The organism is Agromyces sp. NPDC052230 (assembly GCF_040679595.1).
In the GTDB taxonomy this organism is placed as follows: Bacteria; Actinomycetota; Actinomycetes; order Actinomycetales; family Microbacteriaceae; genus Agromyces.
The window spans coordinates 1-24,489 of sequence record NZ_JBFAVC010000002.1 but is presented as its reverse complement, the minus strand read 5'-3'; the positions used below and the strand labels follow the sequence as shown (position 1 = coordinate 24,489).

Below are 24,489 nucleotides of genomic sequence, written 5' to 3'. Positions count from 1 at the left end.
CTCGAGTGACCGCCGCCGCCGACACGCACTGCCCGTACTGCGCCCTCCAGTGCGCCATGACGCTGACGCCGACGGGGGCTCCGGATGCCTCGGCCGCGCCCGTCGCGGTCGCCGGACGCGACTTCCCGACGAATCGCGGCGGGCTCTGCAAGAAGGGGTGGACGTCGGCGGAGCTGCTCCGCGCTCCGTCGCGGCTCACCGCTCCCCTGGTGCGCGGCTCCGACGGCGCCCTGCGCGAGGCGAGTTGGGACGAGGCGCTCGACCTCGTCGCGACCCGGCTGCGCGGCATCCGGTCGCAGCACGGCGCCGACGCGGTCGGCGTCTTCGGCGGCGGCGGTCTCACGAACGAGAAGGCGTACCTGCTCGGCAAGTTCGCGCGGCTCGCGCTCGGCACGAGCCGCATCGACTACAACGGCCGGTACTGCATGTCGTCGGCCGCCGCGGCGGGCAATCGCGCATTCGGCGTCGACCGCGGGCTTCCGTTCCCGCTCAAGGACCTCGACGCGGCGTCGACCATCCTCCTGCTCGGCACCAACGTGGCCGAGACCATGCCGCCCTTCATCGGCCACCTCACCGGCGCGCAGGCGGCCGGTGGAGTCGTGGTCGTCGACCCTCGTCGCACGCCGACCGCGCGGCTCACCGACGAGGGTCGCGGGATGCACGTGCAGCCGGCACCCGGCACCGACCTCGCCCTCCTCCTCGGTCTCACCCACGTGGTGATCGCCGAGCGGCTCGTCGATGCCGACTACCTCGCTGCCCGCACGACCGGCTTCGAGTCGGTGCGCCGCAGTGTCGCCTCGTGGTGGCCCGAGCGCGTGCAGTCGGTCACGGGCGTCCCGGCGCCGACGGTGCGCCACCTCGCGCGGCGACTCGCGTCGGGCGGCAACACGTTCATCCTGACTGGCCGTGGGGTCGAGCAGCACGTCGACGGCACCGACACTGCCACCGCGGCGATCAACCTCGCGCTGCTCCTCGGACTGCCGGGTCGGCCCGGCAGCGGGTACGGCACCCTGACCGGCCAGGGCAACGGCCAGGGCGGCCGCGAGCACGGGCAGAAGTGCGACCAGCTGCCCGGCTACCGCAAGATCACCGACCCCGAGGCGCGTGCCCACGTCGCCCGCGTCTGGGGCGTGGACCCGGCCGTCATCCCCGGCCCGGGCGTGCCCGCCGTCGAGCTCCTGCAGTCCCTCGGCGCGCCGGGCGGTGTGCGCGGGCTGCTCGTGCACGGCTCGAACCTCGTCGTCTCGTCGCCGAACGTCACCGACGTGCGGGCGGGCCTCTCGAGGCTCGACCTCCTCGTGGTGTGCGACTTCTTCCCCTCCGAGACGGCCGCGCTCGCCGACGTGGTGCTGCCGGTGACGCAGTGGGCCGAGGAGGAGGGAACCATGACGAACCTCGAGGGCCGCGTCATCCGTCGCCGCCGGGCGATCGCTCCGCCACCGGGAGTTCGTGACGAGCTGTGGGTGTTCGCCGAACTGGCCCGGCGGCTCGGGAGCACGGCGACGTTCGACACCGACCCCGCGGCCGTCTTCGAGGAGCTGGGCCTCGCCTCGGAGGGCGGTATCGCCGACTACTCGGGCATCGACTACGCGCTGCTCGACCGCGGCGAGGCCGCCTATTGGCCGTACCCACGCGGCAGCGGAGGAACGCCACGGCTCTTCGCCGACCGGTTCGCGCACCCCGACGGTCGCGCGCGGCTCGTCGCCGTGTCGATGCGCGACTCGGCGCGTCAGCGTCCCGGCGACGGTGAGCTCACGCTCCTCACCGGGCGTCTCCTCGAGCACTACCAGAGCGGCGCCCAGACCCGGCGGGTGGCCGAGCTCCACGATGCGCGACCCGAGGCGATCGCGTCGATGCATCCGTCGACCGGCGACAGGCTCGGCATCGAAGACGGTGAGCCCATCGAGCTCGGCAACGCCCGCGGCACCGTGCACTGCCGGGTGCGACTGACCACCGACATCCGCCCCGACGCCGTGTTCCTGCCGTTCCACTACGGCGACGAGCAGGCCGCGAACCTCCTGACGAGCGACGCGGTGGACCCCGTCTCGTCGATGCCCGAGTTCAAGACCAACGTCGTGCGCGCCAGGCGCCTCGTGGAAGCCGGAGTCCTCGTATGAGCGCCGCCCTCAGGATCGTCCTCGTCGGCTACGGCCCGGTCGGCGCCCGCTTCGTCGAGGAACTGCTGCCGTCGGTCGCATCGGGTGCCGTTGCGCTCACGATCGTCGCCGGCGAGGACGTCGAGGCGTACAACCGCGTGCTCGTCGCCGAGTACGCGGTCGGCAACACCGAGCTCGATGCGATGCTCGTCGGCGACCGCGACATCGCGGAGGCCGCCGGTGCCCGTGTGCTGCTCGGCGTCGCGGCGACCTCGATCGACCGCGAGCGCCGCATGGTCCTGCTCCGCACCGGCGAGGAACTGCCGTACGACCGCCTCGTGCTCGCCACCGGGTCGCGTGCCAACGTGCCGACCCTCGAGGGCGTGGAGCGACACCGTCGCGACCTCACCGCACTCGAGAAGTACGGCGACCGACTCGTGGCACACGAGGACGCCCTGCCCGAGGGCGTCACGACGCTCCGCGATCTCGCCGACGCGGACCGGGTGCTCGAGGCGGTGCGCGAGCGCCGTCGCATCATCGTGCTGGGGGCGGGCGTGCTCGGACTCGAACTCGCGCTCGCCGCCGCGCATGCCGGAGCGCAGGTGTGCGTCGTGCATCACGGCCCGCACCCCATGCCGCGCAATCTCGACCGCGGCGCGGGCCACGTTCTGCGTTCGGCGCTCCGTCGCACGGGCATCACCGTCGTCGCGCACAGTCGCGCCGAGGCGGTGGGTTTCCGCACCGACGACGACGGGACGCGACGGTTCGACCTGCTCGTCACCGCCGACGGAAAACAGTTGCGCGGCGATCTCCTCGTGCTGTCGTGCGGGGTGACCCCGCGCAACGAGCTCGCCACGCTCGCGGGACTCCGCACGGCGGTCGGCATCGTGGTCGACCACGGGCTTCGCAGCTGGACCGACCCGAATGTGTACGCGATCGGCGACTGCGCGCAGGTCGTCGATCGCACCGACGAGCTCGCCGGCCGGCGGGTGCTGCCCGGCGCCCCCGTGGGCCTCATCGGGCCCGGGTGGCGTCAGGCGTCATGGCTCGCCGACCGGTTCGCGGCGGAGGTCGCGGCCGCCGGCGCGGCCGACGCCGCGGTCGATGACCTGTCGGCGGATGCCACGGTGCCGACCGAGCGGGACCCCATCGTGATGCTCAAGGCCGAGCACGTCGACGTGGTCGCGGTGGGCGACGTCTCGGCCGACCCGTTCGACGACGACGCCCTGGTGCCCACCCGGCGCGTGTCGCAGTGGGCCGACCCCGAGCACCTCCGCTACGTGAAGATGGTCACCGAGGACGGCCGGCTCACCGGGTTCGTGAGCGTCGGCATGCCGCGAACGGCCGCCGAGCTCACGCTGCTCTTCGAGCGGCGCGGCGAGCTGCCCGCCGACCGGTCGCTCCTACTGCGTTTCGACGGGCCCGACTACGACCCGAGCGATGACGTCGAGGCGTTCGCCCCGTCGACGACGGTGTGCTGGTGCAACGGCGTCACGGTCGGTCGCATCGAGGAGTCGGCCGCGGGCGGCAACACGACCGTCGAGTGCGTCGGCCGCGACACGCGCGCGGGCACCGGATGCGGCGGCTGCAAGGGCCGCATCGCCGACGTGCTCGCACGGGCGGCGGAGACAGACGAGACCCCGAGCCTCACGGCCTGACGGCGTCGGCGGCGCCAGCCGTCAGGCCCGTTTCACCGGCTCCACGCCAGGCGTCAGGCCCGCTCGCGGGTGCCGGCGTCGGCGGTGTCGTAGCGCTCGAGCACCAGTTCGACGAGCTCGGCGGCGGCCGGCTCCCCCGGCAGCAGCAGTGGGTCGGCGATGATGTCCGCGCCGGCGGCGGATGCCGCGTCGTAGAACGTGCCTGGTGCGAGCAGGTACGGCCCCACAACGACTCGCGAACCGGGATGCACCTCGCGGATCATCTCGATCGCGTCGGGCAGCCGCGGGATGGCCGCGGCGATGAAGCCGACGGTGACGGGACGGCCGAGGCGCTGTCCGAGGCGCCTCGCGGTCTCGAAGCACTCGCGCACGGCTCGCGGGTCGTTGGACCCGGCGGCGGCGAGCAGCACGGTGTCGCCGTCGGCGAGGCCGAGGCGATCGAGGCGCGCGGCGAGCACCTCGACGATGCGGTCGTCGGGCCCGAGCTCCGCCGCGAGGTGGGCGCCGCCGCCGAGGCGATCGAGGCCGAGCGAGAGGCCCGTGCGCACGTGGAATCCGGCCGAGAGCACGAGGGGAACGATGACGGCGTCGTGCTCGGAATCGGCCGCGAGGGCCGCCGCGACATCCGCGTTCGAGGCGTCGACGAAGCTGATCGAGACGTCCAGATCGGGACGTTCGGAAGCCACCCCGTCGACGAGGCGGATCACCGCCTCGCGGTTCTCCGCTGATGGAGCGCCGTGCGTGACGGCGACGAGTCGGAGTGGATGCGCGCCGAGCTGATCCGCCGGGACGCCCGTCTCACTCGACCCGACCATCTCCAGACCCGCGCTTTCCGGCGGAATCCGGTCTCACCCGCCGGCATCGACGCTATGCAGGCCGTGTTTCGCGAACCGCACCCGGGTGTTTCCGGCAGGTGAAGAGTGCCTCACGCGGAGGCGTCGGCGGGTGCGTCGCGGGCGTCGGTGGCGGGCGCGTCGGCGGCGTCGCCGAGCAGCTCGGGTCGCACCCGCGCGGTGCGCTCGAGTTGTTGTTCGCGGCGCCACTCGGCGACCTTGCCGTGGTTGCCCGAGAGCAGCACGGGCGGCACGTCGAGCCCCCGCCAGACGGCGGGCTTCGTGTAGCTGGGGTACTCGAGAAGGCCGTCCTCGTGGGACTCCTCGACGAGGCTCTCGGGGTTGCCGACGACGCCGGGAACGAGCCGTCCGGCCGCCTCGATCATGGCCATGACGGCGACCTCGCCGCCGTTCAGCACGTAGTCACCGAGGCTGATGAGCCGCACCCGCATCCGCGTGGCGTAGTGGTCGACGACGCGCTGGTCGATGCCCTCGTAGCGACCGCAGGCGAACACGACGTGCTGCTCCGAGGCCAGTTCGCGCGCGATGGCCTGCGTGAACGGCTCACCCGCGGGCGAGGGCAGCACGAGCAGGGCGTCGGATGCCCCGTCGCCGACGATCGAGTCGAGCGCCTCGCCCCACGGCTCGGGCTTCATGACCATGCCGGCGCCACCGCCGTACGGCGTGTCGTCGACGGTGCGGTGCCGGTCGTGGGTGAAGTCCCGCAGGTCGTGCGTGTGCACCTCGATCAGGCCCGACTGACGGGCCCTGCCGAGCAGCGACAGATCGAGCACGTCGAAGAACGACGGGAAGATCGTGACGATGTCGATCCGCATGCGAGCGACCCTACTCGGCGGCGTCGGACGGCTCGGCCGCCGTGTCATCCGCTTCGGCCAACTCCTCGAACAGTCCGGCCGGAGGCGTCACCGTGACCGTGCCGGCGGCCACGTCGACCTCGGGGACGATGGCGCCGACGAAGGGCACCATGACCTCGCCGGTCGGCGTCTTCACGATGAGCAGGTCCTGCGCGGGAAGGTGGTCGACGTGGATGATCTCGCCGACCTTCTCGCCGTTGCGGAGCACCGCGAGCCCGATGAGCTGGTGGTCGTACCATGCGTCGGGCTCGGGTGCCTCCTGGTCGACGTGGTCGACCCAGAGGATGGCCTTCACGAGGCCCTCCGCGGCGGAACGGTCGTCGACGCCGTCGAAGAAGCCCACGGGGTGCCCGTTGTACCACCGGAGCTCGCGCAGCGTGAGGTGCTTGCCGTGCCACGGCGAATCGGCGGGCACCTGCAGCGAGAACTCCGCGCCGGGTACGAAACGGCGCTCGGGGTCGTCGGTGTAGAGCTCGAGCTTGAGGGCGCCCTTCAGGCCGTGCGCCTTCGTGAGGCGGCCGACCCGGAGCTGCGTTCGGGCTGCGGCGCTCACGTCAGTCGTCGGTGTCGACGACGTCGACGCGGACGCGTCGGCCGTCGGCGAGTGCGGTCACGAGCGTGCGGAGCGCCTTCGCGGTGCGGCCGGCGCGCCCGATGACGCGACCGAGGTCCTCGGGGTTCACGTGAACCTCGAGGACCTCGCCGCGTGCGCTCGACGCGGCGACGACCTTCACGTCGTCAGGGTGATCGACGATCCCCTTGACGAGGTGTTCGAGCGCGGACTGGAGCAAGGCCTACGCCTCGTCCGTCGCGGCCTCGTCGGCGGGCGTCTCGTCGGCGGCCGCTTCGACCTTCGCCGGCTTCTCGGCCTTGGGCTTCAGCACGGGCTTCTTCGCCTCGTCGGCGACGTACGCCGCCTTGGGCTCGGCGACCTGAACACGCGAGGTGGCGTTCTTGTCGCCCTTGAACTTGCCCCAGTCGCCCGTGAGCTTGAGGATCGCGGCGACCTGCTCGGTCGGCTGGGCGCCGACGGAGAGCCAGTACTGCGCGCGGTCGGAGTCGACCTCGATGAACGACGGGTTCTGGGTGGGGTGGTACTTGCCGATCTCCTCGATGACGCGACCATCGCGCTTGGTGCGCGAGTCGGCGACGACGATGCGGTAGTACGGCGCACGGATCTTGCCGAGGCGCTTGAGACGGATCTTGACAGCCACAATTCTCCTGATGATGTGATGAAGTTGGCGAACTGACAGCCGTGAGCGTGGGGTGCACACTCGGCGGAAGCTCATAGGGATTCTGCGCGCCGGATAGAGGGTCGGGCGGTACAGAACTCGACTGACCATTCTTGCAGATATCGCGTCGTAAGGATAATCGCCGGGGTCGCATGCCAAGATGGGCCGACATCGGTGCATCCGCCGTAGCGAGGGGGTTCGCGTATGGAGATCGAGTTCGCGAGGTCGGCCAGGTCCACCGTGGGTCTCGAGTGGGAAGTCGCGATCGTCGACCGTGCCACGGGGGAGCTGGCGTCGATCGCCGACCGGGTGCTCGAGCTCCTCGACGAGCGAAGCGAGGGCGGGCGGCATCCGTCGATCACCTCCGAGCTGCTCACGAACACCGTCGAGCTCGTGAGCGGCGTGCACGAGCAGGTCACCGGCGCCGTGGCCGACCTCGAGGCGCAGCTCGCCGAGGTGCGCGCCGTCATCGACGAACTCGGCGAGTACGAACTCATGTGCAGCGGCTCGCACCCGTACAGCCAGTGGTACGACCAGCACCTCACCGACAAGCCGCGATATCACAAGCTCATCGATCGCACCCGGTGGTGGGGGCGCAACATGATGATCTGGGGCGTGCACGTGCACGTCGGCATCGAGGACCGCGACAAGGCCCTGCCGATCCTCGACGGCCTGCTCGCCTATCTCCCGCACCTGCAGGCGCTCTCGGCGTCGAGCCCGTTCTGGGCCGGCGTCGAGACCGGCTACGCCTCGAATCGCGCACTCATGTTCCAGCAGCTGCCGACCGCCGGGTTGCCGTATCCGCTGCCCGACTGGGCCGCGTACGAGCGCTTCGTCGACGACCTCGTGCGCACGGGCGTCATCGAGGACCACACGGAGGTTCGCTGGGACATCCGGCCGTCGCCGCGCTGGGGCACGGTCGAGGTGCGCGTCTGCGACGGCGTGTCGACGGCCGCCGAGCTCGGCGCCATCGGCGCGCTCGTGCAGTGTCTCGTCGAGTGGATGTCGACCCGCCTCGACGAGGGCGGCACGCTCACGGTGCTGCAGCCGTGGTACGTGCGCGAGAACAAGTGGCGGGCCGCGCGCTACGGCATGGACGCCGAGGTCATCACGGATGTCGCGGGCACCGAGCGGCTCGTCTCAGACGACATCCGCGACCTCGTGACCACCCTCGTTCCCGTCGCCGAGCGACTCGGCTGCGGCCCCGAGTTGCAGCAGGTGCGCACCATGCTCGACGGCGGCGCGAGCTATCAACGACAGCTGCGCGTCGCCGAGGCCGCGGGCGATGACCTGACCGCCGTGGTCGCCCACCTCTCCCGAGAGCTGCGCGAGGGGGTCGACCCGGGGTTCAGCCCGGGATCGCCCGGGTCCGGATGAGCTCCGAGTACCACTTCGCGCTGTCCTTCGGCAGCCGATCGAACGTGTCGTAGTCGACGCGCACGATGCCGAACCGCTTGGAGTAGCCGTAGCTCCACTCGAAGTTGTCGAGGAGCGACCACACCTGGTACCCGCGGAGGTCGACGCCACGCGCCATCGCCCGGTGGGCGGCCGCGAAATGCCGCTGCAGGTAGTCGATCCGGTCGAGGTCGTGCACGGCCGGCCCGTCGGGTTCCTGCGTGACGAGATCGTCGAAGGCGGCCCCGTTCTCGGTGACCATGAGCGGGAGCGCGGGGTAGGCCTCGTGCAGGTGCACCAGGAGATCCTCCAGGCCAGAGGGATCGATGTTCCAGCCCATCGCCGTGTACGGGCCGGGCTGCAGGAGGAACTCGACGTGCTCGGATCCGGGCCACGGCGTGCCGCCCGTGTCGCCGTGGCCGTCGGCGCGGACGCGCGGCGAGACGCCGTCCCACATCTCGACCGTCACGGTCGAGTAGTAGTTGACGCCGAGCAGGTCGATGGGCTGCCGGATGAGCTCGGTGTCGCCCGGCTTCACGAACGACCAGTCCGTCACATTCGCCGTGTCCGCGATGACGTCGGCCGGGTACTCGCCCTCGAGCAGGGGGCCGAGGAAGACGCGGTTCGCGAGGCCGTCGATACGGCGAACCGCTTCGGCGCCGGTGGGGCCCGACGGACGGATCACCTGCAGATTCAACGTGATCGAGAAACCCGGGTCGTTCGTCACGACCTCCCGGAGCGCCGCGACCGCCAGCCCGTGCGCCAGGTTCAGGTGGTGCACCGCGGCGAGCGCCTTCGCGCCGTCGAGGTGTCCCGGCGCGTGCGCGCCTGAGCCGTAGCCGAGGTAGGCGCTGCACCATGGCTCGTTGAGGGTCGTCCAGAGGGGCACCCGGTCACCGAGGCGCTCCCCCATGATGCGGGCGTACTCGGCGAACGCCTCGGCGGTCGCGCGGTTCGTCCAGCCGCCGTCATCTTCGAGCGCCTGCGGCAGGTCCCAGTGGTAGAGGGTCGCGATCGGGCGGATGCCGCGGGCGATGAGCCCGTCGACGAGGCGCTCGTAGAACGCGAGTCCCGCCTCGTTCGCGGGCCCCCGGCCGGTGGGTTGGATGCGTGGCCAGGCGATCGAGAACCGGTAGGCCTCGAGGCCGAGCTCCACCATGAGGTCGAGGTCGGACTCCATCCGGTGGTAGTGGTCGCACGCCCGATCGCCGTTGTCGTCGTTCCAGATCCTGCCCGGCGTGTGGCTGAAGGTGTCCCAGATCGACGCGCCCCGGCCGTCCTCGCGCACGGCGCCCTCGATCTGGTACGCCGCGGTCGCCGAACCGAAGAGGAAGTCGTCGGGGAAGGCCAGGCCCGAGTCGCGGTAGTCGGCGTTGCCGGTCGTCATGCTCGTGCTCCAAGTCGTCGGGGTGGCGACATCCGCTGCCGCACGGCCTCACTGTAGCGCGCGGGCATCACCGGTCCGCGGCGAGTGACGCCGCCTGACCCTGGCTCAATACCAGTAGTCGCCCGTGCGTGCGTGGTGGGCGGCGAGGAACTCGCTCTCGCCGCGACGCCAGGCCTCGGCGCGGTCCTCGTACGAGAGCTGGAAGGCGGGCATGTACTCGAGCACGTCGCGTGCGAACGCGCTCTTGAAGGTCAACACGCCCTGACCGGGGGCTTCCGGCTCGTTCGGCGGCGGCACGTGGCCGAGGTCGTATCGCTCGATGCCGGATGCCGCGAGATCACGCATGATCTGCCACTGCAGGTAACGCGACGCCATGAGCTGCGGCCGGTCGCGGAGCGAGCCGCCGTCCTTGTACCACGCGCCGCTGCCGTAGAGGGCGACGAACGAGCCCGAGATCACGCGCCCCTCGTGCTTGGCGAAGTACAGTCTGCCGCGGTCGTCGGCGTCGAACGCGCTCCACACGCGCTCGAGGTACTCGGCCCCGCGGAAGAAGGCGCCCGAACGCTCCTCGGTCTCGCGCACGAGGTCGAGCATGCGCCGGCGGTTCTCCTCATCGAGGTCGACGCGTTCGGCGACCACGCCGTTCCGCTCCGCGATGCGGATCTCGGCCCGCGCCCGCTTCTTCATGCCGGCGAGCAGCTCCTCCTCGCCCGCGGCCGTCTCGACGACGACGGTGTGCCGGTACTGCGATGCTCGCGTCGGCAGCCACCCGCTCTCCTCGAATGCCGCGATGAGTCGCTCGTCTCGTGGCTGGTGCACCTCGATCTTCGTCGCGAAGGCCGTGCCGCGCTCAGCACGCAGGCGTTCGGTGAGCGGGGCGACGTCGTCGGGCTCGAGACCGCTCACGCGTGGCAGGTGCTGGAGGATGCCGAATCCCTCCGCGTGGCGCTCGAACGTCAGGACGGGGTAGCTCCGGAGAGCGCCCAGGTCTCGTTCCGACGCCTCCCACGGACCGCCCGACCGGGTCTTCGCCCAGGTGCTCGACTGCATGAAGTGCGGGAGTGTGTGCGCGGCGAGGATGCGGTCATCCCAGCCGATCGCCGTCTGATCCGTCACCGTCCGCACCGTGCCTCCCACCCCCGGCAGTGCCGGCGTCGCCGCCACCGTCGGACGCGACCCCTTGGCGCACATCTTAGGCGCTGCCCGCGACGGTTCGGGGAATCCCGCTCCGAGACATCCGACATCGCCGCGCCATCTGGCCAGCCGGGTTCGGCCCACCTAGGGTGGGACGCATGGGCGATCCGCGACTCGAACTCGACGGCGAGCACGTCAGTGCGCGACTCCTGCCGGGGCGCGGCACGAACGGCGGGTACTCCCTCCTCGTCGAGGGCATCACGCAGTCGCACGTCAATCCGCGCGACCCGAACGACCTGCAGCTCGAGTACACGCGACTGGTCGCAGCGGTGATCGACGGATGGCTCGAGCCCGGCGCTCCGATCAGGGCGCTGCACCTCGGGGCGGGTGCCCTCACCATTCCGCGGTACCTCGGGGCGACCCGGCCCGGCTCCTCGCAGCATGTGGTCGAACTCCACCGCGAGCTGCTCGAGTTCGTGCTCGGCACGCTTCCGCTCGACGACGACGTCGACCTCACGATCGAGTACGACGACGGACGCACGGCGGTCGAGCGTTCGACGCGGACCGACGGCGGCTACGACGTGGCCGTCGTCGACGTGTTCTCGGGCAGCGTCTCGCCGCGTCACATGTCGACCGCCGAGTTCTTCACGGCCCTCCGGGAGCTCGTGCGGCCCGGCGGGCTCATCGTCGTCAACACCCTCGCCACCAGCGGGCTCACGATGAGCCGCGAGGTCGCCGCGACGCTCGCCGCCGTCTTCCCCGAGGCGATCGCGCTCGCCGCGCAGGCGGTCGTCGCCGCTGAGAGCCTCGGCAACATCGTCTTCGTGGCATCCGGCTCCCCGTTCGATGCCGACGCGATGGCGCGGCGCGCGAACGACGGCCAGCGCCCCATCGAACTGCTCCGCGGCCCGACGTACGACGAGTTCGTCGACGGCGCACCTGCCCGTCACGACGGCGACGCCGCAGCCTGACGCCATGCGCGATCGCGGTGCGCGGCGAACGTGGCCGGCCGCCGTGGCGACCGCGATCGCCCTCTGCGCCGCGGTGCTCGTGTCGCCCGCCGCGGCGCAGCCGACCGATCGCGAACCCTCGATCGGCCCGGGACTCGAGTGGGTCGCGCACCGCGACAACCCCTTCCGGCAGGGCGACGACCCCGATTTCATCAACTCCGACCTGGCCTTCACGGGCGACCACCTCGTGCAGGGCAACTATGCGGGGTTCTCGGTGTGGGACATCGCCGACCCGTCGGCTCCCGCGCTCCTGAGCGCAGTCTCCTGCCCCGGCGGGCAGGGCGACATCAGCGCGGTCGGCAACCTCGTCATCGTCTCGATCGACGAGACCATGTCCGACGACTCCTGCCAGGCCCGGCGTGTGCCCGAGACGGAGCAGAACTGGGAGGGCCTCCGGATCTTCGACCTCGCCGATCCACGCGATCCGCAGTACGTGGCCGCCATTCGCACGCGGTGCGGCTCGCACACGCACACGATCGTCCCGGACCCGGCCGGCACCGAGCGCGTGTTCGTCTACGTCAACGCGTACAGCCGCGGGGCCTCCCTCAACTGCACCGGACGCAATCCGCTGCAGGTCGTCGAGGTGCCGCTCGACGACCCGCAGCGCGCGGGCATCGTAGCCGAACTCGACCTGTTCGACGACGCGACCGCCTTCGGACCTGAGGACCGGGTCGCCGGCGGCGCCGAGACGAGGTCGACGACCGGATGCCACGACATCACGGCCTACCCCGCGAAGGGCATCGCCGTGGCGGCATGCCGTGGCGACGGGCTGCTGCTCTCGATCGCAGACCCGTTGGCGCCCGTGGTCCTGCAGCGCGTGCGCGATCCGGCCGTCGCGTTCTGGCACTCGGGCATCTTCGACCACGACGCGACGCGCGTCGTGTTCCAGGACGAGCTCGGCGACGGGTTCATCAACACGTGCTCGCCGGCGTTCGGCGGCGACCGGGGCGCCGACGCGGTGTGGCTCATCCAGCCCGACGGCCTGGAGAAGTCCGGCACCTACAAGCTGCCGCGCACGCAGTCCGACCTCGAGAAGTGCGTCGCGCACTCAGGCGGACTCGTGCCGGTACCCGGCCGGTTCATCGTCGCGCAGGCCTGGCTCGAGGGCGGCGTCTCGGTGATCGACTTCACCGACCCCGCCGCCCCCGTGGAACTCACCTGGTTCGACCGGCCCGACTACGGCTACGCGATGGACTACACGGCCGGGATCTGGTCGGTGTACCCGTACCGCGGGCACCTCTACGCGAGCGACATGTACGAGGGGCTGGAGGTGCTGCGTCTCACCGATCCGCTGTTCGCCGACGCCGCCCGGTACGACGATGCGGGGCTGAACCCGCAGACGCAGCCGGGCTACCGGTGGGTGTGGCGTGAAGCCCCCGTTGTGCCGACGACCGCGGCCGAACGCGCGCCCCTCGAGACGCTCGTGGTGTCGCCGGCCACCGTCGAACCCGCGTCCCCGGCGACGGTGTCGGTGTCGCTGCCGCCCGGCTCCCTCGAACCGGGCGAGACCGCCGACGTGTGGTGGATGCCGTCGCAGGCGGTGCTCGCGACGCTCACGGCGGGCGCAGACGGGTCGCTCGCGGCCAGCGAGGTGGCACTGCCCGGTCCGCTCGTGGCGGGCCGCTACGACCTCGTCGTGCGCGGCGACACGTCGGAGCCACGACTCGCGATCGGCACGGTGGACGTGGTCGTCGAATCCCCGCCGGCACCGGAGCCGCGCGCCGAGCAGGAGGCGCCGTGGTGGCCGTTCGTGCTGCTCGTGGTGCTCGCCGTCGTGGGCGTCGGTGCCGCCGCATTCGCGCTGCTCGCTCGCCGACGTCGGGCACGGTCGTGAGCGAGCGGCTTCCTCGGAGCGTCCGGTCGGGCCGGCCGTCGCGGCGTCGCGGCGGGTTCGCGTTGCTCGCGATGTCGGCGGCACTCGCGCTGTCGGGCTGCACCGCCTCGCCCGGGGAGGACGCCACGCCGCCCGCCTTCGTCACGCCGGCCCCACCCGGTGGCGCATCCGCAACGACGGGCGCCGAAACCCCGTCGGCGTCCGAAGGTGCGACCGAGGCCGATGTCGCGTTCATCGCCGCGATGGTGGTGCACCATGGGCAGGCGGTCGAGCTCGCCGACCTGGCTGCTTCCCGCGCAGCCGATGCGGAGCTCGCCGACCTCGCGAGCCGTATGCGTGTGACGCAGGCCGCCGAGGCGGCGAACATGCGGTCGTGGCTCGACAGGCGCCGGAGCGACGACGGCAGCACCACCGACCATGGTCACGACGTGGCGATGCGCGGCGAGATCAGTCGGTCCACACTCGACCGCGCCGCAGAACTCGACGGTACGGCGTTCGATGCGTTGTTCCTCACCGCCATGGTCCCGCACCATCGCGGCGCGGTCGAGATGGCCGAGGCACGGCTCGCGGAGGCCGGCGATCCCGGGGTCGCCCGGTGGGCTCGCGCCATCGCGACGGCGCAATCGCTCGAGATCGACCGGATGCTCGAGATCGAGGCCCGGCTCGCCGACTCGAGCGGTTAGCGCCCGAGCAGCTTCTGGAGCGCGGCGAGCTCCTCTTCGCTCGGTGCCGCCTTCGCACCGCCGCCACCGAGGCCGAAGCCCGATCCTGCCGGAGCGGAACCCTGGCCGGCCGGGGCGCCGGACGCGATCGCGGCGTTCTCGGCGGCCCGCTTCGCGGGGTTCCCCGAACGCGAACCCGACTTCTTCTTGCCCTTCACGGCCTGCCGCTTTCCGCCGCCGTACCCACCGCCACCGGGGATCGGTCCCATGCCGGGAATCTGCGGCATCCCGCCCCGTGCGACCGTCTTCATCATCTTCGCGGCCTGTTCGAATCGCTGCACGAGCTGGTTCACGTCGGTCACCGTCATGCCGGAGCCACGCGCGATGCGCAGTCGCCGCGATCCGTTGAGCAGCTTCGGATTGCGGCGCTCCGCCAGCGTCATCGACTGGATGATCGCCTCGGTGCGCACGATCTCGCGCTCGTCGAAGTTCTCGAGCTGCTGCTTCATGCCGCCCGCGCCGGGCAGCATGCCGAGCATCTTCTTGATGGAACCTGCGCCGCGCAGCTGCTGCATCTGCGCGAGGAAGTCCTCGAGCGTGAACTGCTCCGTCGCGAGCTTCTCGGCGACCTTCAGCGCCTCCTCCTCGTCGAAGGCCTGCTGGGCCTGCTCGATGAGGGTGAGGATGTCGCCGAGGTCGAGGATGCGGCTCGCCATGCGGTCGGGGTGGAACGGCTCGAAGTCGTCGAGACCCTCACCGGTCGAGGCGAAGATGATCGGGCGACCCGTGACGGAGGCCACGCTGAGCGCCGCGCCACCGCGTGCGTCGCCGTCGAGCTTGGAGAGCACGACGCCCGTGAAGTCGACGCCGTCCTGGAACGCCTTGGCCGTGGTGACGGCGTCCTGGCCGATCATCGCGTCGATGACGAACAGCACCTCGTCTGGATTCGTCACCTTGCGGATGTCGGCGGCCTGCTTCATCATCTCGGCGTCGACGCCGAGTCGGCCGGCGGTGTCGATGATGACCACGTCGTGCTGGGCACGGGTCGCCTGCTGCATGGCGTCCTTCGCGACCCTCACGGGGTCGCCGACTCCGTTGCCGGGCTCGGGCGCGAAGACGGCGACGCCCGCCTGGCCACCCACCACCTGCAGCTGGTTCACCGCGTTGGGGCGCTGCAGGTCGGCGGCCACGAGCATAGGCGTGTGGCCGTCCTTCACGAGCCACTTCGCGAGCTTGCCCGCGAGGGTCGTCTTTCCGGCGCCCTGGAGGCCCGCGAGCATGATCACGGTGGGCGGGTTCTTCGCGAACTGCAGCCGGCGCTGCTCGCCGCCGAGGATCGCGACGAGCTCCTCGTTCACGATCTGCACCACCTGCTGCGCGGGGTTCAGCGCCTTGTTGACCTCGTCGCCGAGGGCGCGTTCGCGCACGTGCGACGTGAACTGCTTGACCACGTCGAGCGCGACGTCGGCGTCGAGCAGTGCGCGGCGGATCTCGCGCACGGTGCCGTCGACGTCGGCGGCCGACAGCTTGCCCTTGGTGCGGAGATTCTTGAAGGTCTCGGCGAGGCGGTCAGACAGGTTTCCGAAAGTAGCCATGGTGTCACCGATTCTAGGCGAGAGCGGATGCGTCCCCGCTGAGCGGGCCCGCGCTCACCCCTCGAAGCGGACCTCCACGAGCTCGCGCCCGACGTCGATCGACGCGATGAGCCGCTCATCGGTCTCCTCGGGAGCGAGCGCGTACTCGAACTCGGCGAACACCTCCCCCGGCCCATGCGCCTCGGGTCGGAGATCGACGCGCACAAGGGTCATGGAGCGGAGCGCGTCGATCTGGTGGTCTCCGGAGTCCCGGCCGATGGCGGCCCAGATCTCCTCCGTCTGCTCGAGCTCGGAGTCGAGCAGCACATCGAGGAATCGCACCACTGGGGAACTGCGCGCGTCGAGCTGGCTCACGAACGCCGACCGGAGCTCGTCGTCGACGAGCTCGAGCTCCACGACGAGCGCGGCCGCGGCATCCAGGGCCGAGATCTGGGCGCCGTCGTCCTGGGCGTCGAGCACCACCTCCACGCGCTGGTCGGCGTACTCCACCATCTCCGACCAGTCGTTGCCGATGACTCCGAAGTAATCGTGCTCGGTCGCCATGATCTCTCTCCCGTGCTTATCCGACGAGCTTCTGCGCGAAGACGTGCGGCGTGAATCCCGTGAGGTCGCCGATGCCCTCGCCCTGTCCGATGAGCTTGATCGGCAGCCCGGTCTTCTCCTGTACCGCGAGCACGAACCCGCCCTTCGCGCTGCCGTCGAGCTTGGTGAGCACGAGCCCGGTGACGCCACCGTGTTCGATGAACGCCTCGGCCTGCGCGAGCCCGTTCTGCCCGGTCGTCGCGTCGAGCACGAGCAGCACCTCGCTGATCGGCGCCTGCTTCTCGACGACGCGCTTGATCTTGCCGAGCTCATCCATGAGCCCGCCCTTGGTGTGCAGGCGGCCGGCGGTGTCGATGAGCACGATCTCGATGCCGTCGCGCTTGGCCTGTTCGACGGTCTGGAAGGCGACGGATGCCGGGTCCTGGCCCTCGCGCTCGGGACGCACGATACCCGCGCCCGCGCGCTCCGCCCACGTGGCCAGCTGGTCGACGGCGGCGGCCCGGAACGTGTCGCCCGCGCCGACGAGCACGGAGCGGTTGTAGTTGCGCAGGAACTTGGCGAACTTGCCGATCGTCGTGGTCTTGCCGACGCCGTTGACGCCCACCACGAGCACGACGGCAGGGCGTTCGGTGAGCTTCAGCGTGGGGTCGTACTTCGCGAGGCGCTCCTCGATGAGCTCGCGCAGCATCCGCTGGACATCGCGGGGATCGGTGGTGCGATACCGCTCGACCTGCGCCTTGATGGCTTCCACGATCTCCTCGGTGACCGCGGGCCCGAAATCGGCGCGGATGAGGGCGGACTCGAGGTCGTCCCACGTGTCCTCGTCGATCGTCTTCGCCCCGAAGACCCCGCGGAGGGCCGCACCGAGCGACCAGGATGCGCGTTCTGCCATGCCCACAAGCCTAGGCCGCTCACACACGCCGGAACGCCCGGTACACGGCTCGCGGCGGCCGGGCAAGGGGTTGCCGCCGGGCGGTCGTCACGAGAACCTCGACTCCGAACGGAAGGACTCCGCATGACGATCGTGGGATTCCACGCCTCACACGAACAACTCCCGCCCAGCCGCCTGCTGCACGCCGTTCAGCAGGCCGAGGAGGCGGGCTTCGACGCCGCCATGTGCAGCGACCACTTCGAGCCGTGGAGCGTCCGACAGGGGCACTCCGGCTACGCGTGGAGCTGGCTCGGCGCCGCGCTCCAGGCCACGCGATTCTCACTCGGCGTGGTGACCGCGCCCGGGCAGCGATACCATCCTGCCGTCGCCGCGCAGAAGATCGCCACCTTGGGCGAGATGTTCCCCGGGCGCTTCTGGGCCGCCATCGGCAGCGGCGAGGCCGTGAACGAGCACGTGACCGGCGACCCCTGGCCCGAGAAGGACGAGCGCGACGCGCGCCTCGTCGAGACCATCGACGTGATGCGGCACCTGCTCGCCGGCGAAGAGGTCTCGGCCGACGGCCTGGTCCGGGTGGATCGCGCCCGCATCTGGAGCCTGCCCGAGGTGCCGCCGCCGCTCTTCGCGGCCGCGGTGAGCACCGAGACGGCCGGCGAGGCCGCCGCGTGGGCCGACGGCATCATCACCATCGACCAGTCACCCGACCTGCTTCGCGGGGTCATGGACGCCTACCGCGGTGCGGGCGGAGACGGACCCGTCGCCGTGCAGGTGCATCTCAGCTGGGCGGCCACCGACGAGGAAGCGGTCGCGATCGCGCACGACCAGTGGCGGCAGAGCCTCGTGCCGGCGCACCTCGCCTGGGAGCTCGCCCGGCCCGAGGAGTTCGACGAGCGCACGCAGGATGCCACGCCCGAACAGGTGGCGGAGACCCTGATCGCCTCCGCCGACACCGCGCGCCATCTCGACCACCTGGCCGCCATCGCGGAGCTCGGCGTGGACCGCATCTACCTGCACCACGTCGGCACCGAGCAGGACGCGTTCATTCAGGCGTTCGGCGAACGGGTGCTCCCCGATCTCAAGGCGGCGGGGCGATGAGGGTCACCGATCGGGGCGACCTCTGGTGGAAGACCGCCGTCGTCTACTGCCTCGACATCGAGACGTTCATGGACTGGAACGACGACGGCTGCGGCGACTTCGACGGACTCGCCCAACGGCTCGATCACCTCGCAGAGCTCGGCGTCACGTGCATCTGGCTCATGCCGTTCCAACCGTCGCCCGACCTCGACGACGGCTACGACATCGTCGACTTCGTCGGCGTGGACCCGAGATTCGGTTCGCTCGGCGACGTGGTGTCGTTCACCCGCGCGGCGCGGGATCGCGGCATCCGGGTCATCATGGACCTGGTCATGAACCACACCTCCGACCGGCACCCGTGGTTCCAGTCGGCCAAGCGCAGTCGCAACTCGCCGTACCGCGACTTCTACGTGTGGCGCGACGAGGTGCCGCCCAACCCGCCCGAGAGCGTCTTCCCCGGCGAGGAGGAAGGGGTGTGGGAGTGGCACGAGCCCACCGGCCAGCACTACCTGCACTCGTTCTACAAGCACCAGCCCGACCTCAACATCGCGAATCCCGACGTCCGGGACGAGATCGCGAAGACCGTCGGATTCTGGCTCCAGCTCGGCATCACCGGCTTCCGTGTCGATGCCGTGCCGTTCCTCATCGAACCACCCGACGGCGAGGATGTCGGCGACCCGCATGAACTCATGCGGGACCTGCGTCAGTACCTTCAGCGACGGGCGAGCGAGGCGATCCTGCTCGGCGAGGTGAATCTGACGTACGAGGATCAGCTCGCCTTCTTCGGACACGAGGGCGACCCGGCCGAGTTGACGATGCAGTTCGACTTCGAGGCGATGCAACGCCTGTATCTCTCGCTCGCCCGGCAGGACGCGACACCGCTGCGCGACACGCTCGCGCGCCGACCGCAGCTCGAACCCGAGAAGCAGTGGGCGAATTTCGTGCGGAACCACGACGAGTTGACCCTCGACAAGCTGAGCGAGACCGAACGCGAGGAGGTCTTCGACGCATTCGCGCCCGAGGACTGGATGCGCGTCTACGGCCGCGGCATCGTACGCCGCCTTCCCCCGATGCTCGAGGGCGACCCGCGCCGCGTGCGCATGGTCTACAGCCTGCTCTTCTCGCTGCCCGGCACGCCCGTGCTGTTCTACGGCGAGGAGATCGGCATGGGTGAGAACGGCGAGATGGGCAAGCGCCAGAGCGTGCGGACGCCGATGCAGTGGACGAGCGGGAAGAACGGCGGATTCTCGCGAGCCGCTCCGAGCCGCCTCGTGGCGACGCCGCCTTCCGACGGGTACGCGCCGGAGCACGTCAATGTCGAGGCGCAGATGCACGACCCGCTCTCGCTGCTCGCCACCATCCGCGCCTTCGCCGCGCGGTACCGCGCCTCGCCCGAGATCGGCTGGGGCCGCTTCGAGCTGCTCGACGTGGGCGAGCCGGCCGTGCTGGCCCATCGCATCGTCGAGGATCACCTGCGTTTCGTCGCCGTGCACAACTTCGCACCCCGGCCCGTCACGGTGACCCTCGAACTCGGACCGCATCCCGAAGGCGCTGTGCTGTCCGACCTGTTCGCGGTGAACGCCGACGAACTCGACGATCGCGGACGCGTCGACGTGGAGCTCGACGCCTACGGGTACCGGTGGTTCCGCGTCCTCGCGCCGGGTGACCGCCGGCTCACCTGAGCGCGAGCGGATGCCGCGGCGCGCCGCCGCGGCATCCGCTCGCCGATCACCGCTCAGCCTCGGTCGGGGTCAACGCGGTCGAGATCGGTCCGGTCGAGACCGAGGGGATGCACCAGTCCGAGCCGGATGCCCTCCGTTGCGATCTCGACGCGGCTTCCGGCCCCGAGCTTGTCCTTGATGTGCGCGACGTGCACGCTGGCGGTCTTCTTGCTGATGGTCAACTCCTCCGCGATCTCGCCGTCGGATCGGCCGTCGACGATCAGGCCGAGGACCTCGAGCTCGCGCGGGCTGAGGCCCCCATTGCCACGGGCTCGACGCGTCGCTTCACGCTGCCGGATATCGGCGGCACGCATCGCGGTGAGCGCCCGGTCCATCACGGCGGCACGGCTCATCACCCGTGCGTCATCCCAGGCGGCGTCGAACGCCGTGCGATGCATCACCGATCTGGTGCGATCTGCCAACACGGTTCTGGTGGACACCCGATCGGGATCCCAGTTCATCTCGGTATCCGGCCGAGTTCGATCAGCCGCGGACAGGCAGCGCGCCGCCTCGTCGAGTTCGCCGGCGGCACACAGCCACTGCGCCAGCGCATCGAGCACCATGACCTCGAACCACCAGTTCAACCTCGAGCTCGCCTGCGCCGCCTCGAGGACCAGTGCGCGTGCTGTGTCGAGCTCCCCCGAAGCGACCCGCTCCGATGCCAGGTCGGTGAGGGCCCACGTGAGCAACTCCGGGTCATCGATGACGCGAGCCAGCTCCACGCGTTCCGCGAGCAGACGCTGAGCGCGCTCACCGTCCGCCTCCGTCATCGCGAGGCGGCCGAGGTGGCCGAGCGCGGTCGCGACGCTGACGGCGTCGCCGGAGGTCCGGGCCAGTTGAAGCGCTTCCTCGAACTCATCGCGTCCCAGACCCTCATCGCGACGACGGTATGCGAGCAGGCCGAGTGAGGCACGCAGGTCTGCATGGAGCACCAGCGGGGCGCCCGCTCGGCGCGCGAGCTCGAGCCCCCGCCGCAACCGGGCGTCGGCGGCTGTGAGATCCCCTCGGTACACGTCCGTCAGTCCAAGGGCACACATCGCTTCAGCCATCCCCACCTCGTCGCCCGTGCGTCCGTATTCGGCCAGCGCTTCCTCGAGGGCGGAGCGCCATCGCGACGATGAGAGGGCGTGCGTCGATGCGAGCCGCTGCAGCGCGCCCGCACGGATGCGGCCGCGGGCCTCCACCCCCAGCTCGAGCCCTACCTCGAGCCACCGCCGGCTCTCGCTGAGATCCAGGTCGCCGATCGCCAGCCAGAATCGACGATCGAGCGCCCCTGCCAATCGCAGGAGCCGGTCCCCATCGCCACGCTCGAGCGCGTGGGCGAGCGCCGCGCGGATGTTGTCCCGCTCCGCGACGAGGCGACGCATCCGCTCCCCGTGCGTGTACTCGTTGCCGCATCCTTCCACCGCCTCCGCAAGCCCGATGCACCACTCGAGGTGACGGTCTTGCACCGACACCGAATCGGCGACGGAGAGCTGATCGAGCGCAAACCGGCGGATGGGCTCGAGCATCCTGAAGCGCACCTCGCCGTCCTCATCCGAGTCGACCTGCAGGAGGCTGTGGTCGACGAGCCGGCTCAACTGGTCCAGCGCGTCGGCGTCGGGCCCGTCGACCGAGCCGGCCAGGACGTACTCCGAGGCGGTGAGGTCGAATCCGCCGACGAAGACGCCGAGCCGCCCGAACGTCTGCCGTTCCGTGAAGTCCAGCAGTTCGTAGCTCCAGGTGATGGTCGCCTCGACCGTACGCTGCCGTTCCGGGGCATCGGCAGGCCCCACGGCGAGCGCAGGGAGCCCGCGCTCCAGGCGCTGCAGCAGTGCCTCGGCGGAGAGGACCTTCGTTCGGGCGGCGGCGAGCTCGATGGCGAGGGGCAGGCCGTCGAGACGGCGACAGATCTGGGCGATCGCCTGTGCGCTCCGTTCGGTCAGCGCGAAGCCTGGTCGAATCGCCCGGGCCCGCTCCACGAACAGGGTGAGTGCCTCGACGCGACCGAGCACCTCGGGCGACGCCGGCGCCCCCGGATCCGGAATCTCGAGCGACGCGACCCGGAACTCCTTCTCGCCGGCCAGATGCGTCGGGATACGGCTCGTCACGAGCACACGAAGCGTCGGACTCGCCGCGAGCAATCGACCCACATCGGGGCCGGCGCTCACGATCTGCTCGAAGTTGTCGAGGATGAGCAGCGACCCGGACTCCCCCAGACGATCGGCAATCGCCGCGATCGTCGATTCGCCGTCGAACTCCCCGACGCCGACGGCACGGGCGATCGTCGGCAGAAGAAGTCCCGGTTCGCGCAGGCCCGCGAGCTCGACGAAGAAGGTTCCGCCTGCAAAGCGCCTCACCGATCGACGAGCGACCTCGATCGCCAGCCGCGTCTTCCCGATGCCGCCCGGGCCCGTCAGCGTCAGCAGGCGGGAGTCCGCAAGCCGTCGCCGGAGGCGATCGACGTCGCGCCGTCGCCCCACGAAGCTCGTCGTGTCCGCAGGAAGGGCCGACAGGCTCGATGAGACTCGCCCGGCTCGTGATTCGTCGACCCCTGCTCCGGCGACCATGGCGGCCTCCCTTCGTGGGAGAAGTCCACGCCGGCTTCGACGGACGCCTGCGGAATCTGAGGAGTCCTTAAGGCGCTGCCCGATGCCGACAATCCTCCTTATCACAAGGCTGGTTCCATCACCAACGCCAGATCGGAAGGGAGGTGGAAGCCATGAACGGGCGGGATTCGTGGCTTCGGTGAGATGGACCTCGCCGTGCTCGCCGGCGTCATGTCGACCGGCCTCTTCGTCATGAGCTACCTGCCCATGCTGGTGAAGGCTGCGCGCACCAAGGACCTCGCGTCGTACAGCCTCGCCAACCTCGCGATCACCAACGCCGGCAACGCCGTGCACTCCATCTACGTGTTCAGCCTGCCCATCGGTCCGATCTGGTTCCTGCACACGTTCTATCTCGCGGCATCCGCCCTCATGCTCATCTGGTTCCTGCGCTCACGCGCGACTCGTCCACCAACGCGAGGATCGAAAGGAAGGTGGCCGCCATGGACACCGTGGAACGCCCCAGGAAGCAAGTCGATGGTTCAGCCATCGACGGATTCGGCGCCGGAATTCGTGGAAGCGTGGTCCTCCCCGATGACCCGCGCTATGACGAAGCCAGAAGGCTCTACAACGCGATGATCGACAAACGGCCGGCCGTCATCGTACGCTGTGCCGACGTGGCCGACGTCGTCAGCTCGGTGGACTTCGCGCGCGCGAACGACCTCGAGCTCGCCGTCCGTGGAGGCGGGCACAGCGGCCCCGGGCTGGGTTCGGTCGATGCCGGTCTCGTCATCGATCTGTCGCAGCTGCGCGACATCCGGATCGACCCCGACCGCCGGACCGTACGAGTCGCGGGCGGATGCACCCTGGGCGAGCTGGATCGCGCGACCCACGAGTTCGGCTTGGCGACGCCGAGCGGCATCATGTCGACGACGGGTGTGGGCGGGCTGACGCTCGGCGGCGGCACCGGTCACCTCAGCCGCCACTACGGGCTCACCGTCGACAACCTCCTCAGGGTGGACATGGTGCTCGCCGATGGGGCCGTCGTCAGCGCGAGCGCGGGTGAACACCCCGACCTGTTCTGGGCGGTGCGCGGTGGTGGCGGCAACTTCGGCGTCGTCACGTCGTTCGAGTTCCGGTTGCATCCGGTCGACACCGTCGTGGGCGGCCCCACGTTCTGGCCGATCGAGCGTGCGACCGACGTGCTTCGCTGGTACCGCGATTTCATCACCTCGGCGCCACGCGAGCTCAACGGCTTCTTCGCCTTCATGACGATTCCACCCGCGCCGATGTTCCCGCCCGAGCTGCGTGGTCAGAAGGTCTGCGGCATCATCTGGTGCTATTCCGGTCCGACCGAGCACGCCGATGCCGTGTTCGCGCCGGTGCGCGCCTTCGCCGCACCGACCCTCGACGGAATCCAGCCGATGCCCTATCCCGCCCTGCAGAGCTCGTTCGACGCGCTCGTCCCAGCGGGGCTGCAGTGGTACTGGAAGGCGGACTTCTTCGCCGAACTGAGCGATGACGCCATCGCACAGCATGTGGCTCACGGCAACGAGATGCCGACTCCGCTGTCGTCCATGCATCTCTACCCGATCAGCGGGGCCGTGCATGACGTCGCGGCCGACGAGACGCCGTGGGCGTTCCGGCAGGCCGACTTCGCGCAGGTCATCGGCGGGGTCGACCCCGATCCCGCGAACAGGGCACTCGTGACCGACTGGGCCAAGGACTACTGGGCTGACCTCCACCCGCACTCCGCCGGCGGCGCCTACGTCAACATGATGATGGACGAGGGACAGGATCGGATCAGAGCGGCCTACGGCGCCAACTACGACCGTCTGGCAGCGATCAAAGGTGAATACGACCCAGGGAACCTCTTCCACATCAACCAGAACATCCGGCCGGCGATGCCTGCGGTGCATACCTGACGGCGCTTGCTTCGAGGACAGAGAGGCGAGCGGATGCCGCGGCCTCGAACTCGAGGGCGCGCCGGTCGTGGCACAGCCGCGGCTGTTCGCCGACCCCGTCG

General features: G+C 70.4%; 21 protein-coding genes. 10 read left to right on the top strand and 11 right to left on the bottom strand.

From position 1 onward, the window contains the following. Positions 1–5: 5 nt before the first annotated feature. A complete protein-coding gene (locus tag AB0K73_RS05305; protein ID WP_360511370.1) occupies positions 6–2,117 on the top strand; it encodes a molybdopterin oxidoreductase family protein in 2,112 nt (703 codons plus the stop codon). Beyond that, complete coding sequence (locus AB0K73_RS05300) at positions 2,114–3,754, top strand: FAD-dependent oxidoreductase (RefSeq protein ID WP_360511368.1); 1,641 nt, start codon at positions 2,114–2,116, stop codon at positions 3,752–3,754. Before AB0K73_RS05305 ends, AB0K73_RS05300 begins: the two co-directional genes overlap by 4 nt. Positions 3,755–3,807: 53 nt before the next feature. Here the strand turns inward: AB0K73_RS05300 and AB0K73_RS05295 are convergent, their stop codons facing one another. The 5 genes from AB0K73_RS05295 to rpsP form a co-directional block, all read right to left on the bottom strand. Continuing rightward, positions 3,808–4,569 carry a CbiX/SirB N-terminal domain-containing protein gene (locus AB0K73_RS05295; RefSeq protein ID WP_360511366.1) on the bottom strand — a complete coding sequence of 254 codons (762 nt, stop codon included), beginning with the start codon at positions 4,567–4,569 and terminating at the stop codon, positions 3,808–3,810. Between the two features lie 110 nt (positions 4,570–4,679). Continuing rightward, positions 4,680–5,423 (bottom strand): tRNA (guanosine(37)-N1)-methyltransferase TrmD, encoded by a 744-nt coding sequence (trmD, locus tag AB0K73_RS05290; protein WP_360511364.1) that lies wholly within the window; start codon positions 5,421–5,423, stop codon positions 4,680–4,682. Between the two features lie 10 nt (positions 5,424–5,433). Further along, positions 5,434–6,015: a ribosome maturation factor RimM gene (rimM, locus tag AB0K73_RS05285; protein ID WP_360511362.1), complete on the bottom strand. Its 582-nt coding sequence runs from the start codon at positions 6,013–6,015 to the stop codon at positions 5,434–5,436. A gap of 1 nt (position 6,016) precedes the next feature. After that, positions 6,017–6,253, bottom strand: a complete 237-nt coding sequence (locus tag AB0K73_RS05280; protein ID WP_136709415.1) for an RNA-binding protein — start codon at positions 6,251–6,253, stop codon at positions 6,017–6,019. A gap of 3 nt (positions 6,254–6,256) precedes the next feature. Next, positions 6,257–6,676, bottom strand: a complete 420-nt coding sequence (gene rpsP, locus AB0K73_RS05275) for a 30S ribosomal protein S16 (RefSeq protein ID WP_360511360.1) — start codon at positions 6,674–6,676, stop codon at positions 6,257–6,259. Positions 6,677–6,898: 222 nt separating this feature from the next. Here rpsP and AB0K73_RS05270 point away from each other — a divergent pair, with 222 nt between their 5' ends. Then, positions 6,899–8,071 (top strand): glutamate--cysteine ligase, encoded by a 1,173-nt coding sequence (locus tag AB0K73_RS05270; protein ID WP_360511358.1) that lies wholly within the window; start codon positions 6,899–6,901, stop codon positions 8,069–8,071. Here the strand turns inward: AB0K73_RS05270 and AB0K73_RS05265 are convergent. Together AB0K73_RS05265 and AB0K73_RS05260 are read right to left on the bottom strand one after the other, a co-directional pair. Beyond that, positions 8,043–9,476, bottom strand: coding sequence for a GH1 family beta-glucosidase (locus AB0K73_RS05265; protein ID WP_360511356.1), 1,434 nt, complete (start codon positions 9,474–9,476; stop codon positions 8,043–8,045). The two genes, AB0K73_RS05270 and AB0K73_RS05265, sit on opposite strands and share 29 nt — an antisense overlap. A gap of 105 nt (positions 9,477–9,581) precedes the next feature. Further along, the gene (locus AB0K73_RS05260; RefSeq protein WP_360511354.1) at positions 9,582–10,592 is read right to left on the bottom strand and encodes a peptidoglycan bridge formation glycyltransferase FemA/FemB family protein; all 1,011 of its coding nucleotides are present in this window, start codon (positions 10,590–10,592) and stop codon (positions 9,582–9,584) included. A 176-nt stretch (positions 10,593–10,768) separates the two neighbouring features. Here AB0K73_RS05260 and AB0K73_RS05255 point away from each other — a divergent pair, with 176 nt between their 5' ends. The 3 genes from AB0K73_RS05255 (at position 10,769) to AB0K73_RS05245 (ending at position 14,137) form a co-directional block, all read left to right on the top strand. Beyond that, positions 10,769–11,581, top strand: a complete 813-nt coding sequence (locus AB0K73_RS05255; RefSeq protein WP_360511352.1) for a fused MFS/spermidine synthase — start codon at positions 10,769–10,771, stop codon at positions 11,579–11,581. Between the two features lie 4 nt (positions 11,582–11,585). Further along, complete coding sequence (locus AB0K73_RS05250) at positions 11,586–13,454, top strand: hypothetical protein (protein ID WP_360511350.1); 1,869 nt, start codon at positions 11,586–11,588, stop codon at positions 13,452–13,454. Between the two features lie 71 nt (positions 13,455–13,525). Next, on the top strand, positions 13,526–14,137 hold the full coding sequence (locus tag AB0K73_RS05245) for a DUF305 domain-containing protein (protein ID WP_360511348.1): 612 nt from the start codon (positions 13,526–13,528) through the stop codon (positions 14,135–14,137). Here the strand turns inward: AB0K73_RS05245 and ffh are convergent. Genes ffh through ftsY form a run of 3 tightly spaced genes read right to left on the bottom strand, consistent with a single transcriptional unit; the run spans position 14,134 to position 17,146 of the window. Then, positions 14,134–15,711: a signal recognition particle protein gene (ffh, locus tag AB0K73_RS05240; RefSeq protein ID WP_360511346.1), complete on the bottom strand. Its 1,578-nt coding sequence runs from the start codon at positions 15,709–15,711 to the stop codon at positions 14,134–14,136. The genes AB0K73_RS05245 and ffh overlap by 4 nt on opposite strands. Positions 15,712–15,765: 54 nt before the next feature. Then, positions 15,766–16,254 carry a DUF2004 domain-containing protein gene (locus AB0K73_RS05235; RefSeq protein ID WP_360511344.1) on the bottom strand — a complete coding sequence of 163 codons (489 nt, stop codon included), beginning with the start codon at positions 16,252–16,254 and terminating at the stop codon, positions 15,766–15,768. Between the two features lie 16 nt (positions 16,255–16,270). Further along, entirely contained in the window at positions 16,271–17,146 is an 876-nt protein-coding gene (ftsY, locus tag AB0K73_RS05230; protein ID WP_360511342.1) for a signal recognition particle-docking protein FtsY, read from the bottom strand. Positions 17,147–17,269: 123 nt separating this feature from the next. Here ftsY and AB0K73_RS05225 point away from each other — a divergent pair, with 123 nt between their 5' ends. Together AB0K73_RS05225 and AB0K73_RS05220 are read left to right on the top strand one after the other, a co-directional pair. Further along, positions 17,270–18,238 (top strand): TIGR03885 family FMN-dependent LLM class oxidoreductase, encoded by a 969-nt coding sequence (locus AB0K73_RS05225; RefSeq protein ID WP_360511340.1) that lies wholly within the window; start codon positions 17,270–17,272, stop codon positions 18,236–18,238. Continuing rightward, the gene (locus AB0K73_RS05220) at positions 18,235–19,899 is read left to right on the top strand and encodes an alpha-amylase family protein (protein ID WP_360511338.1); all 1,665 of its coding nucleotides are present in this window, start codon (positions 18,235–18,237) and stop codon (positions 19,897–19,899) included. Before AB0K73_RS05225 ends, AB0K73_RS05220 begins: the two co-directional genes overlap by 4 nt. Positions 19,900–19,952: 53 nt before the next feature. Here the strand turns inward: AB0K73_RS05220 and AB0K73_RS05215 are convergent, their stop codons facing one another. After that, positions 19,953–22,487 (bottom strand): LuxR C-terminal-related transcriptional regulator, encoded by a 2,535-nt coding sequence (locus AB0K73_RS05215; protein ID WP_360511336.1) that lies wholly within the window; start codon positions 22,485–22,487, stop codon positions 19,953–19,955. A 183-nt stretch (positions 22,488–22,670) separates the two neighbouring features. Between AB0K73_RS05215 and AB0K73_RS05210 the strand changes: the two genes are divergently transcribed. Both AB0K73_RS05210 and AB0K73_RS05205 read left to right on the top strand, forming a co-directional pair. Beyond that, positions 22,671–23,102 carry a hypothetical protein gene (locus tag AB0K73_RS05210; RefSeq protein WP_360511334.1) on the top strand — a complete coding sequence of 144 codons (432 nt, stop codon included), beginning with the start codon at positions 22,671–22,673 and terminating at the stop codon, positions 23,100–23,102. Beyond that, on the top strand, positions 23,045–24,388 hold the full coding sequence (locus AB0K73_RS05205; RefSeq protein WP_364774935.1) for an FAD-binding oxidoreductase: 1,344 nt from the start codon (positions 23,045–23,047) through the stop codon (positions 24,386–24,388). Before AB0K73_RS05210 ends, AB0K73_RS05205 begins: the two co-directional genes overlap by 58 nt. Positions 24,389–24,489 lie beyond the last annotated feature (101 nt).

What these genes read in the sequence shown, in the direction of transcription:
- AB0K73_RS05295 (WP_360511366.1), bottom strand. Translation starts at nt 4,569, where the DNA reads ATGGTCGGGTCGAGTGAGACGGGCGTCCCGGCGGATCAGCTCGGCGCG.
- AB0K73_RS05235 (WP_360511344.1), bottom strand. Translation starts at nt 16,254, where the DNA reads ATGGCGACCGAGCACGATTACTTCGGAGTCATCGGCAACGACTGGTCG.
- AB0K73_RS05300 (WP_360511368.1), top strand. Translation starts at nt 2,114, where the DNA reads ATGAGCGCCGCCCTCAGGATCGTCCTCGTCGGCTACGGCCCGGTCGGC.
- AB0K73_RS05225 (WP_360511340.1), top strand. Translation starts at nt 17,270, where the DNA reads ATGACGATCGTGGGATTCCACGCCTCACACGAACAACTCCCGCCCAGC.
- AB0K73_RS05215 (WP_360511336.1), bottom strand. Translation starts at nt 22,487, where the DNA reads ATGGTCGCCGGAGCAGGGGTCGACGAATCACGAGCCGGGCGAGTCTCA.
- AB0K73_RS05245 (WP_360511348.1), top strand. Translation starts at nt 13,526, where the DNA reads ATGTCGGCGGCACTCGCGCTGTCGGGCTGCACCGCCTCGCCCGGGGAG.
- ffh (WP_360511346.1), bottom strand. Translation starts at nt 15,711, where the DNA reads ATGGCTACTTTCGGAAACCTGTCTGACCGCCTCGCCGAGACCTTCAAG.
- AB0K73_RS05220 (WP_360511338.1), top strand. Translation starts at nt 18,235, where the DNA reads ATGAGGGTCACCGATCGGGGCGACCTCTGGTGGAAGACCGCCGTCGTC.
- AB0K73_RS05210 (WP_360511334.1), top strand. Translation starts at nt 22,671, where the DNA reads ATGGACCTCGCCGTGCTCGCCGGCGTCATGTCGACCGGCCTCTTCGTC.
- ftsY (WP_360511342.1), bottom strand. Translation starts at nt 17,146, where the DNA reads ATGGCAGAACGCGCATCCTGGTCGCTCGGTGCGGCCCTCCGCGGGGTC.
- AB0K73_RS05270 (WP_360511358.1), top strand. Translation starts at nt 6,899, where the DNA reads ATGGAGATCGAGTTCGCGAGGTCGGCCAGGTCCACCGTGGGTCTCGAG.
- AB0K73_RS05265 (WP_360511356.1), bottom strand. Translation starts at nt 9,476, where the DNA reads ATGACGACCGGCAACGCCGACTACCGCGACTCGGGCCTGGCCTTCCCC.
- AB0K73_RS05250 (WP_360511350.1), top strand. Translation starts at nt 11,586, where the DNA reads ATGCGCGATCGCGGTGCGCGGCGAACGTGGCCGGCCGCCGTGGCGACC.
- trmD (WP_360511364.1), bottom strand. Translation starts at nt 5,423, where the DNA reads ATGCGGATCGACATCGTCACGATCTTCCCGTCGTTCTTCGACGTGCTC.
- AB0K73_RS05255 (WP_360511352.1), top strand. Translation starts at nt 10,769, where the DNA reads ATGGGCGATCCGCGACTCGAACTCGACGGCGAGCACGTCAGTGCGCGA.